The sequence below is a fragment of the Protofrankia sp. Cr1 genome (assembly GCF_963555865.1).
Lineage (GTDB): Bacteria > Actinomycetota > Actinomycetes > Frankiales > Frankiaceae > Protofrankia.
Window position 1 is genome coordinate 8007 of record NZ_CAUVXO010000014.1, and the last position, 11423, is coordinate 19429.

7 protein-coding genes are annotated in these 11423 nt (G+C 68.5%); all 7 read left to right on the forward strand.

From position 1 onward, the window contains the following. Positions 1–166 precede the first annotated feature (166 nt). The 7 genes from U9980_RS02905 to U9980_RS02935 all read left to right on the forward strand — a co-directional run bounded on the left by U9980_RS02905 (position 167) and on the right by U9980_RS02935 (position 11346). The gene (locus U9980_RS02905) at positions 167–2209 is read left to right on the forward strand and encodes an FAD-dependent oxidoreductase (RefSeq protein ID WP_322766566.1); all 2043 of its coding nucleotides are present in this window, start codon (positions 167–169) and stop codon (positions 2207–2209) included. A 266-nt stretch (positions 2210–2475) separates the two neighbouring features. After that, positions 2476–3522: a phosphate ABC transporter permease subunit PstC gene (pstC, locus tag U9980_RS02910; RefSeq protein WP_322748217.1), complete on the forward strand. Its 1047-nt coding sequence runs from the start codon at positions 2476–2478 to the stop codon at positions 3520–3522. Continuing rightward, positions 3522–4688: a phosphate ABC transporter permease PstA gene (pstA, locus tag U9980_RS02915; protein WP_322766567.1), complete on the forward strand. Its 1167-nt coding sequence runs from the start codon at positions 3522–3524 to the stop codon at positions 4686–4688. The genes pstC and pstA overlap by 1 nt, the downstream gene beginning before the upstream one ends. A 3-nt stretch (positions 4689–4691) precedes the next feature. Next, positions 4692–6458, forward strand: coding sequence for a phosphate ABC transporter substrate-binding protein PstS (locus U9980_RS02920; protein ID WP_322766568.1), 1767 nt, complete (start codon positions 4692–4694; stop codon positions 6456–6458). A gap of 202 nt (positions 6459–6660) precedes the next feature. Beyond that, a complete protein-coding gene (locus U9980_RS02925; RefSeq protein WP_322766569.1) occupies positions 6661–7815 on the forward strand; it encodes a PstS family phosphate ABC transporter substrate-binding protein in 1155 nt (384 codons plus the stop codon). Positions 7816–7987: 172 nt separating this feature from the next. Further along, positions 7988–10378, forward strand: coding sequence for a hypothetical protein (locus tag U9980_RS02930; protein ID WP_322766570.1), 2391 nt, complete (start codon positions 7988–7990; stop codon positions 10376–10378). Between the two features lie 5 nt (positions 10379–10383). Further along, entirely contained in the window at positions 10384–11346 is a 963-nt protein-coding gene (locus U9980_RS02935; protein ID WP_322766571.1) for a sortase, read from the forward strand. The last annotated feature ends 77 nt before the right edge of the window (positions 11347–11423 follow it).

Here is an 11423-nt window from a genome sequence, read left to right on the forward strand (position 1 = left end):
GGGTGGCTGCCCGATTCACGGTGCGGTCTTCCGCTGGACGCCGGATCGGCGCATGCATGTGACGCGGTGGTCGTTGCCTCCGGCAATTACGCGTCAATAGGGTCCAACCTGCCGGCTGGGGAGATCGATGTGCGGACCGGCACGAGCCCGACCGACGAGGGGATCCATGGCCCGCCGACCGACGCTGAATCCTGGGCTGCACCGCCGAGACCTGCTCCGGATGGCAGCCGCCGCCGGCTCGGTCGCGGCCCTTGAGCTGACCGTCACGTCATCCGCCACCGCGGTCACACCGATAGTGGCGGACCTCTGCGTGTACGGCGCGAGCATGGCCGGTGTCACCGCCGCCGTGCAGATGCGGCGCATGGGCGGTTCGGTGGTGATCCTCGAACCGACCGCGCACGTCGGCGGCATGACCACCGGCGGGCTCGCCCGGACCGACATCGGTACGGGCGGCACCGTCGGCGGGCTCGCGCGCGAGTTCTACCGCAGGGTGTATGTCGCCTACAACGGCGGTTCGCTCGGGGTGTTGACGCCGATGCTGACCACCTTCGAGCCACGGGTGGCCGCCACGGTCGTGAGCGACATGCTCACCGGGGCGCAGGTGTCGGTCTACACCAAGCGGACGCTGGCCTCCGTCGGCCGCAGCGGCGCCCGGCTCACCTCCGTGACGGCGGACGACGGCACCGTCGTGCGGGCGCAGATGTTCATCGACGCCTCCTACGAGGGGGACCTGCTGGCGCTCGCGGGGGTTCACCACCGGATCGGCCGCGAGTCGAACGCGACCTACGGCGAGTCCAACAACGGCGTCCAGGTGTTCTCCAAGAACCAGTTCAGCGTCGCGGTCGACCCGTACCGGCGGGCGGGCGACCCGACCAGCGGGTTGCTGCCCGAGATCTCCGCGGCCGCGCTGGGGGCCATCGGCAGTGGCGACACCCACGTCCAGGCCTACTGTTACCGGCTCTGCCTGACCAAGGCGTCGAACCGGATCGCGTTTGCACGGCCCGCCGGTTACGACCCGAACCGCTACGCCCTCGTACCGCGGCTGATCGCGGCCGGGTACGCCGACCCGTTCACCGACAAGGCCACCGCGTTCCTGAACAACGCGGCACTGCCGAACGCCAAGTTCGACGGGAACAACGCAGGCCCCTTCTCGCTCGACCATGTCGGCGCCGCGGACACCTACCCGGGCGCGACCTGGACGCAGCGCGCGCCGATCGTGGCTGATCACACCGCCTACCAGCAGGGCCTGCTCTACTTCCTGGCGAACGACACCGGGGTGCGCGCCGACGTCCGGTCCGCGGTCGCGGCCTACGGGTTGGCACCCGACGAGTTCACCGCCACCGGTAACTGGCCGCCGCAACTCTACGTGCGTGAAGCCCGTCGGATGGTCAGCTCGGGCTATGTCCTGACCGAGGCGGACTGCCGTGGCCAGACCACCGTCGCCGACGGCATCGGCCTGGCCAGCTACGCCCGGGATTCTCACAACAGCCAGCGGCTCGTCGTCAGCGGGCTGGTGAAGAACGAGGGCGACTTCCAGATCCCCGTTCCCGCACCGTACCGGCTGCCGTACCGGGCGATGATCCCCGATGCCGCGCAGTGCACGAACCTCATCGTCCCCGTCTGTCTGTCAGCGTCGCATGTCGCCTACAGCTCGGTGCGGATGGAGCCGGTGTTCATGATTCTCGGGCAGGCGGCCGGTACCGCGGCCAAGCTGGCGCTCGACGGCGCTGTGACCGTGCAGGCCCTCGACCCGGTGGCCCTTCGCACCCGGCTGTTCGAGGACATGGCCGCGCTGGACTATCCCGATGTCGCCGTCGACGACACCGCCCCGACAACAGTGATCACTGGTGGCTGGACGTCCAGTACGGCGATCGCCGGCTACTACGGCACCGGCTACCTGCATGACGGCAACGCCGGCAAAGGTGGCAAGAGCGTGCGCTTCGTGCCCTCCCTACCGACGGCCGGCACCTATCGGGTCTACCTGCGGTGGACGTCGGCAACCGCGCGGGCGTCGAACGTGCCGGTGACCGTTGCCTACCAGGGCGGCTCGGCCACGGTCATCGTGGACCAGCGCGCCGGTGGCAGTCGCTGGGCGCCGATCGGGGCCTGGCCGTTCGATGTCGGAACGGCGGGAACCGTGACCGTGGCCACCACCGGAACCGACAACTACGTGGTCGCCGACGCGGCTCGCTTCGTCCGAACCGGCTGAGCCGATTCTCGATCGGGCAAGGTCCTCGATCGCGCAAGGTCCCCGATTGAGCAGTCCGGGCCCGCAGCACCCTGCCCCGCCTCGCCATCACAGGTATACGAAATGAACGCCCGTTCATTTCGTATACCTGTGATGCCTCCCGGTGGTTGTCAGAATTCGGGGTTTGTTCACCTTCGGATCGCCACCTGGGCGGCGATGTCTGTTTTTATATCGAAGCGATGGAGAAGAACCGACGTCGCCGGCGCCGGTCAGGGGGAGACTCCACCGTGACGCCCGGCGCGTATCTGGCCACCGACCTGGAGACAGGCCAGGTGGCATCGGGCGGGGATGCGGGTTCCCCTGTCGAGGTCCGGCGCGACACGCGCCCACGGCCGGGAGTTGCCGACCGCGTATTTCGCGGCGTCAGCCGGACGGCCGCCATAACCGTGATGACGACGATGGGCTTCATCGGCGTCTTTCTGCTCTACAAGGCACTGCCGGCCCTGCGGAAGGTCGGCCTGTCCTTCTTCACCGAGACCCAGTGGCTGCCGAGCTCGAACACGTTCGGTGTCGGCGCGGTCCTGCTGGGAACGATCCTCATTGCCAGTGTCGCGCTCGTCGTCGCCGTTCCGCTATCGATCTGTACCGCGCTGTTCGTCTCGGAGTACGCACCGCGTAGGTTGCGCCGTCCGATGGTTTCCCTGCTCGACCTCATGGCCGCCATCCCCAGCATCGTCTACGGGCTGTGGGGCTTCTTCTTCCTCCAGCCCCGGGCCATCACGGTGAGCCGTTGGTTGGCCGACCATCTCGGCTGGTTTCCGTTCTTCCACACCCACCGCGGGGTCACCGGTCTCGGTCAGTACGCCTCGTCCACCTTCATCGCCGGGCTCGTCGTCGCACTCATGGTCACGCCGATCATTACATCGATCATGCGCGAGGTCTTCTCGCAGACCCCGGCCGGCGAACGGGAGGGGGCGCTGGCACTCGGTGGCACCCGTTGGGGCATGATCCGCGCAGTCGTCCTGCCATTCGGCCGAGCCGGCATGGTCGGCGCGGTCATGCTCGGTCTCGGGCGGGCGCTGGGCGAGACCATCGCCGTCTATCTGATCATCGCACCGCTCTTCGCCTCACCCGGACGAATGATCCACATTCTAGAGCAGGGTGGGATGTCGATCTCCTCACTCATCGCGCTGCGCTACAACGAGTCCGGGTCGTTCGGGCTGGCCGCGCTCTTCGGTGCCGGCTTGGTGCTCTTCGCCCTGACACTGCTGGTCAACGCGCTCGCCTCGACCATCATCAGCCGGTCCCGTTCCGGCGAGGCAACGGAGATCTGATGGCGATCACCACGACTTCGCCGCTCGGGCACCCGGTGCCCGGCACAGTGCGGAACCCGGCCGGACCCGCACTGCCTGAGTCCCCGCCGGAGGTCCGGATCCGCCCGGCCCAGGTCACGGCGGACGATGTCCTCGCCGTGGGTGGGTCAGCGCTGTGCGCACTCTGCCTGACCTGGGTTCTCTTCGAGCGGCTCCTGCCGCTGTCGGGGACCGTCGGTTTCTGGCTGTGCTGCTACGTGCTCTTCCTGGCGGTCTACTCGACCGTCGTGCTGTCGCGGGAGGGCCGCGGCGTCGCACTGGCCGACCGGGTCATGTCGGTGATCTGCCACGCCGCCGGGCTGACGGTCGTCACGATACTTTCCTTGATCATTGGCTATACGGCGTTCCGTGGTTACACCGCGCTGCACCTCAACTTCTTCACCCAGACGATGTCGGTGACGGCCCCGTCAGACCCGCTGACCTCCGGCGGCGCGCTCCACGCCATCGTGGGCACGCTGCTGCAGGTCGGCGTCGCGGTACTGATCTCGGTTCCGCTCGGGATCACCACCGCCCTGTTCCTCAACGAGGTACGCGGTCCCCTCACCCGCCCGGTTCGCACGATCGTCGACACGATGAGCGCGATCCCGTCGGTGGTCGCGGGCCTGTTCGTCTTCGCGACCGTGGTGCTCTCGCTCGGCACGAACCGGTGTGGGTTCGCCGCCTCGCTCGCCATCACAGTGATGATGATGCCGATCATCACCCGGACGGCGGAGGTCGTCTTCCGGATCGTTCCCGGTGGTCTGCGGGAGGCGTCCCTCGCCCTCGGCGGAAGCCAGTGGAAGACCGTGTGGCACGTGGTCCTGCCCACCGCCCGTTCGGGCTTGCTGACCGCGGTCATCCTCGGGGTTGCCCGCGGCGTCGGCGAGACCGCGCCGGTGCTGCTCACGGCGGGCTTCACCAACGACCTCAACGCCGACCCGGCCCACGGCGCGATGCTCTCGCTGCCGCTCTACGTCCTGAACTACGTCAAGTTTCCACAGCCCGAGTCGGTCGCACGCGCCTATGGTGCGGCCCTGACGCTGCTCATCCTCGTCCTCGTGCTGTTCGTCCTCGCCCGCGTCGTCGGTGGTCGCAACCCCGGAGCGCTCTCACGCCGGCAGAAGCGCCGCTCCGCGGAGGTGTCGTAGAAGATGCTCGCCGTCCTGCCCAGAAATACCCGGCCAGGCTCGCGAACCGCGGGCGGGAAGGGTCGTCGCCTGGTCGCCCGCTTCGTCGCGATCGCGTTGAGCGCGGTCGCGGTCGGTGGCGTCGGGATGGCGGCGAGCCCGCCGGCCAGCGCCGACGCCCCCTATGCCGCTGTTGCCGGATCAGGCTCCACCTGGAGCGAGATCATGATCAGCCAGTGGGTCCGCGACGTCCGCAAGAACGGGCTGCCGGTCAACTACACCGGTAACGGCTCGTCGTCGGGACGGTCGGACTACTGGAACGGGCTCAACGACTTCGCCGTCTCCGAGATCCCGTTCCAGCCTCGGATCCCGGGCAGCAACGACACCGACGAGCTGCCGCTCGCGGCCAGGCGGCCCTACGCCTATCTGCCGATCGTCGCCGGTGGGACGTCGTTCATGTATCACCTGACCGTCGCGGGCAAGCAGGTCACCAACCTTCGGCTCTCAGGTGAGACCCTCACCAAGATCTTCACCGGAGTCATCACCAACTGGTCCGATCCGGCCATCACCGCGGACAACGGCCGACAGCTGCCGGACAAGGCCATCACCCCCGTCCTGCGCTCCGACGGTTCGGGCACCTCCGCCCAGTTCACGCTCTACATGTCGAAGCAGTACTCCGGGCTGTGGACGGATTTCTGCAAGAAATACGCGAGTTTTTCCGGTAACTGCGGTCTGCAGTCCTTCTACCCGACGTTTCCCGGGGCAAAGGGCCAGGCGCTGTCGAGCGGAGTCGCCAACTACGTCGCCGCACCGTACGGCGAGGGCGCCATCACCTACGTCGAATACTCCTACGCCCAGCGTTCGGGTTTCCCGGTCGCCAGCATCCTGAACGCCGGTGGATATTACGTCCAGCCGACCGCGGGCAATGTCGCGGTTGCTCTCACGCAGGCGAAACTCAACACCGACCTCACCCAGAACCTCGACGGTGTCTACGTCTACAACGACCCCCGCGTCTACCCGGTCTCAAGCTACAGCTACATGATTGTTCCGACTGCGGAGGTCGGGCGCTTCACCGCCGACAAGGGACGGACGCTGTCGACGTTCATGAGTTACTTCCTGTGCGCCGGCCAGCAGAAGGCGGAGAACCTCGGCTTCTCACCACTGCCGGTCAACCTCGTGCAGGCCGGCTTCGACCAGATGAACCGGATACCAGGGCACATCGCTCCACCGACCCTGGCCAGCTGCAACAATCCCGCGTTGCAGGTTCTCAACACCGCGCCACGGCCTGCCGACTGCGCGAAGGCCGGCGCGCCGGCGTGCACCACGGCGACGTCCAGCACGTCGGGCGGTTCCGGCTCTACCAGCGGGACTGGTTCCGGCAGCGGTTCGGGCTCGACCAGTGGTAGCGGTTCGGGCTCGGGTAGCGGCAGTGGGAGCGGGACCGGCAGCGGTTCGGGCGACACGTCCGGGGGCGACGGCTCGGGCGGCACCGGGTCGGGTACCGGGACGGGCGGCGACTCGTCGAACGGTACCGGTTCGGCGGGTGCGGGCACGACAATCGACCCGGAGACCGGACAGGTTGTCACGGCCACCGGTGGAGCAAGCTCGAGCGGCTCGAATGGTTCCGGTGGTGGTGACATCTCCGCGGCGCCGGTATCGGTGTCCAGCCTACGCCAGGGCGGTCACCAGGCAAATGTTCTTTTCGTGTTCGCCGGCCTCAGCGTACTGGCCGCCTTCTTCGTTCCTCCGTTGTTGAGCGCGCATCTGCGCCGGCGCTCGCCACCGGCATGAGCGGCGTCCGGGCGGCGGGAATTCCGCCGCTGCCCCGACAAAATGCCGAGTATACCTGTGAACGTACATTCACAGGCGTTTACGAAATGGTTACCTGGTGGCTGCCCGGTAAATCCCTCGGGTGGCTGGCCGTGTTCATCAATGGCATGGAAATCTCATACCTGAGCCACCGACGGCTCGGGCGACGGTTGAACGTCGCCGCGTGAAAACCGTTCCCCACAAGGAGTGGAACATGCACATTCCGAAGAAGGCGGCCCTCACGGTCGCCATCACGGCCACGGCGTTGGCCGTGGGCGTCATGGGCGGACCGGCTCTGGCCGACCCGCCGGCAGGCGTCACCCCCGCGGCCGGCGACATCGTCGGTGTGGGATCGGACACCACGCAGAACATCATGAACGACTACTCGGTCTCGTACAACGCGACGAGCCCGGCGCACAAGCTCTACAGCTGGAACGCGACCGGCACGACTCCGATCACCGCCAAGGCGGGTTGTGCGAACTACGCCCGGCCGAACGGTTCGAGTGCCGGTGTCACGGCCCTGAACAACGACCCGGCAGCCTACAATGCGTCCGGCGTGTGCGTCGACTTCGCGCGTTCCTCGCGGTACCCGGACGCGACGAAGGCCTCGGACGTCGACAAGACCTTCCTCGCGTACGCCAAGGACGTGGTGACCTGGGCGGCGAAGCCGGTTTCGCCGAAGCTGACGCCGAAGACCGTCAGCACCGCCCAGCTGACCGCCATCTACAGCTGCACGCTCACCGACTGGCACACCATCAACTCGGCCCTGCCGAGCTCGCCCATCCAGCCGTACCTGCCGCAGTCGGGGTCAGGCACGCGGAACTCGTTCCTCAAGGCGCTGAGCAACAGCGGTAACGTGAACGGCCCGAACGCGGCGCTCGTGCCGGGTGCGTGCGTGCGTCAGCCCGCCACCTTGGAAGAGAACAGCGGTGTGAGCCTGCAGGCCAACCTCCAGGCCGGTGACACGATCGGCGACGCGCTGGTGCCGTATTCGGCTGGCAAGTGGGTCGCCCAGTCCCGCGGTGGCGACGTGGACAACCGTAACGGCTTCACCGTCCGCCAGATCGACAGCGTCCCCGCCACCATCCCCGACGTCGCCAACGGCGCGGCCGGCCCGTACTCGCTGAACCCGTCCGGCAAGTTCGCCCGCCTGCTGTTCAACGTCCTCAAGAACCAGCCCGGCAGCACCGGTCTGGACAAGATCTGGTCGAACTACACCCCGGTCTTCGGTAAGGCCGGCTACCTCTGCACCCACCCGCTCAGCGCCAACGAGGGCTTCATCTCGCTGCCCACCTCGGGCACGGGCACGCTCTGTGGTGCCAAGTTCGGCATCTCCTAAGTAACGCTCATGTCACGCAGAGCTCGGCGTTCGCGCCGGGCTCTGCGGTGCATGGAGCGACCGCTCCATGTGTTCCGAGCGATCGCTCCATACATTCCGTCCGAACTGGCGGAATGATTCCGACAGCACCGCACACCCGTCCGCGGTGTGTCCCTCCCCGGCTGGAGAAGACGTGTCACCGAGATTGGTAAGGGAGCGGGTAGGCGTCGCCGTCGCGCTGGCCGGCGGGGTCGTGGCGGTCACCGGTTCCCTGTTCCTGCCAGGAGCGGCGCCGGCGCGGGCCGCGGTCGTCCCGGTGGCGACGACCGTCCCGGCACCGGCGATCGGGGCGAACGCGTCGGTGACCGTCAGCCAGACGAGCGACCTCGGTTTCGAGGCGATCCACCTCAGCTGGAAGGGCTTCCCGTCCAGCGGGGCGGACCTCTCGACGAACGAGGTCCGGATCTACCAGTGCCGCCCCGACCCGAAGTCGGCCGCCGACTGTTACGGGTCCGAGACCCTGGCCTCAGGTTCCGATCCCACCGCGCTTGGCGGGCTCAACGGCGCGGGGCCGGACGGGCCGGGTAACAGGCGTAAAGCGATCACGGCGCCGGACGGGACGGGCAGCGTCGACTTCGTGGTCGAGACGGGGCGCGAGCTGACGAGCCTGGGCTGTAACTCGACGCGGCCGTGTTCGCTGGTTCTGTGGAAGCTCACCCAGCCGTCCGCCGAGCTCCTGAACAGCTGGACGTCGCACGTCGCCATCCCGTTGACCTTCCGTCTCGGCGCCGGGGCATGCTCGATCAACAACCCTGACTTCACCTCCGAAGGCGCGCCCGTGGCCAACCTCGCGATGCTGAGCTGGACGGCCCGCTCGTGCGCGGGCACGCCCGCGCTCAACGTCGACTACTCGCTGCTCGGCGACACCCAGGCCCGGTCGGACTTTGCCGCCGGCACCGTTGACATGGCCCTGACCACGCGCCCGGCCGCCACCGGCGCGACCGGGCCGAATCCGGTGGCCTACGCGCCGCTCGCGGTGTCCGCCATCTCGCTGGGCTTCCTGCTCGACGACCCCGTGACGCACACGGCCATCACCTCGCTGCGGCTGGACGCCCGGCTGGTCGCCAAGCTGCTCACGCAGTCCTATCCCGGTCTCTACGGTTCGGGCGGGCCGCCCGGCTGCGACCCCACGGCGCCCATCACCGGGCCGGGTAGCGCGTACTGCCCCAACCCGGGGACGACGGGGAACCCGGTCACGATCTTTGCGGACCCGGAGTTTCAGGCGCTCAACCCCGGAGTTGACTGGGCGAAGGACTTCACCGCCCAGAACTACTTCCCGCCGGTGCTCACAGCCGACGGTGAGGACCTCACCTATGAGGTGACCCGCTGGCTCGCCGCGGACCCGGATGCGAGCGCGTTTCTCAAGGGCACCAAGGATCCGTACGGCATGCACGTCAGCAGCTACTTCCTGGACGCGTGGAACAAGGGCAACGTGCGGTACCCGCTCGACACGTTCCGCACGGTCGACCCGACGTCGGCGATGAACATGACTTTCGCCCCGCTGAGCGGGCTTGACGCGGTCGTCCGCCAGGCCGCGGCCGGTGCCCCGGCGGGCAAGGACCCGAGCACCATCTCCGACCAGGATCTCGGGCACCAGCCGTCGTCCTACTCGGCGGCGCGCCAGGGTTTCCGGTCGTTGTTCGTGCTGTTCGACAGCGCGGACGCGACCAACCTGAGCATGCCGCAGGCGGAACTGAAGAACGCCGCCGGCTCCTTCACCGCCCCGACCGACGCGGCCGTCACGGCGGCCGTCAAGGCCATGACCGTCGATGCGAACGGCGTCCGCCAGGCCGACTACGCGGCGACCGACCCGGCGCTCTACCCGCTCGCGCTGGTCCACTACGCGATGGTCCCGACGAGCGGTATCGACAAGAGCAAGGCCGCCAAGATGGCCGACTTCATCGACCTCGCCGCGGCCAAGGGCCAGGCGCACGGGATCGACAACGGCCAGCTGCCCGATGGCTACCTCAGCCTGCCGGCGAACCTGGTCGCACAGGCGGGCACGGTGCAGGCCGCGGTGCGGCTGCAGGCGGCGCCGGCATCGACCGGTACGCCGACCCCGTCGACGAGCCCGTCGCCCGCGGCGCAGACCACATCCCCGGGCACTGGCACTGGCACTACGTCCGCGGCGGGCGGCACGACGGCGTCCGGGACGGGCGGCAGCGGTACGACCTCCGGGGCCAGCGGTGACGGAACCACCTCTGGGAGTAGCGGAAGCGGGACCACGACCTCGACCGGTGGCAGTACGGCCAGTCCTCGTGCCAGCGCAACGGCTCGGGCCAGCGCCAGCTCGTCGGCTCGGGCCACGCCGAAGGCGAGTTCCACCGCGGCGTTCACCACCTCGGCCCGGACGGGACCGTTGGTGGAGTCCACCGGCGTCGGGCGGCTCGTGCTACTTCTCGTGATCGTGATCGGATTCGGCTCGGTGGCACTCGGCCTCGGGCTCGTCTGGTATTCACGCGGCGGACCCGCGTCGGCATCGACGCGGTCACTGACCCGGGTCCTGCCGCGGATGTGGAAGTAGACGGGGTGAGCGTGACGACTCAGGCACCGGCACCGGGAGCGGGAGCGCCTTCAACCGTGGCACCGGGCGCGGCGCCGCCGAACCGGGGCGGGCGGCGCCAGCGCCAGCCGCCACGCCAGCCGCCACGCCCGCCGGTCGGTGGCCGGGCGGTCATCGCGATCGCCGCCGGGCGGGTTCTCATCAGTGTGGCCGTGCTGATGCTCGGCTTCGCCGGCTATCTGCTCGCGGTGTCCGGGCTGCAGGAGGCCCGGACCCAGGACAACCTCTACAAGACGTTTCGCGGCCAGCTCGCCCAGGTCGGTGACGAGGTTGCTCCGGTGGCACCACCGATCACGCCGGGTGTTCCGGTGGCGATCATCGAGATTCCGCGGTTGAAAGTCCGTCAGGTCGTGGTCGAAGGCACCACGAGCGGCGCGCTCACCCGCGGGCTCGGCCATCGCCGGGACACACCGCTGCCCGGACAGGCCGGTACGGCGGTCGTCTACGGCCGGCGCACCACGTTTGGCGCCCCCTTCGCCACGCTCGACAAGCTGCGCAACGGCGATCAGATCATCGCGACCACAGGTCTGGGCATCTCAAAGTTCACCGTCGTCGAGATCCGGGACGGGCGTACCCCACCGCAACCGGTGACCGGGTCCGTCCACCGGATCACGCTGGTGACCTCGGCGCCAGCCGTCAGCCCGACGCACACGCTGACGGTCACGGCCAACCTGACGACCGCCGCGCAGCCGTCCGCCGGTACCCGCCCGGCCATCTACGCCGACGAGCGTTCGCTTGCCGGCGAGCCGGCCGCGGCCCTGCCCCTGTTGCTGTGGGCGCAGGTGCTTCTCGTCGCGGTGGTGTTCGCGACCTGGTTGTTCCACCGCTGGGAGACGCCGGCGGCCTATCTTCTGAGCGCACCTGTGCTGGTCGCGGTGGTCTGGAACGTCTATGAAAGCCTCGCCCGCCTGCTCCCGAACCTGCTCTAGCCTGCGCACCTGCTTTAGCCTGCGCACCTGCTCTAGCCCGCTGGGCCGCCGGATGCGCAGGACAGCACGATCGCACA